The organism is Streptococcus sp. HMSC062H02, from assembly GCF_001813005.1.
In the GTDB taxonomy this organism is placed as follows: Bacteria; Bacillota; Bacilli; order Lactobacillales; family Streptococcaceae; genus Streptococcus; species Streptococcus oralis_S.
The window spans coordinates 1-255 of sequence record NZ_KV811105.1 but is presented as its reverse complement, the minus strand read 5'-3'; the positions used below and the strand labels follow the sequence as shown (position 1 = coordinate 255).

The following is a 255-nucleotide window of genomic DNA, read 5'->3' as shown; positions in this document are numbered from 1 at the left end:
TGCCATCTTTCAAGTTTGTTTGGTCTGCTGGAAGCAAAACTTTAACTTCTTGTGGAAGTTCTTTACCTGGAGTTCCGCTGACAAACTCGTGAACCACTTTATGAGTCACTGTTGGAACTGGAGTTGCTGTAAATTCCCATGTACCTATAAACTTAACATCTGATCCATTAATTGTTTCCGATGTCTTATCGTAGGACTTGAAGCTCCATGTTCCTTCTGCTGTCTTAACCTCTGTTTGACTTGGTTGTGTTGGTG

Annotated in this window: 1 protein-coding gene; it reads right to left on the bottom strand. The window is 41.2% G+C overall.

What is annotated here, in order from left to right; genetic code table 11:
• Window positions 1-255, bottom strand: a 255-nt coding sequence (locus HMPREF2885_RS03615; protein ID WP_148131124.1) for an SHIRT domain-containing protein, incomplete at both ends; no start/stop codon positions are given.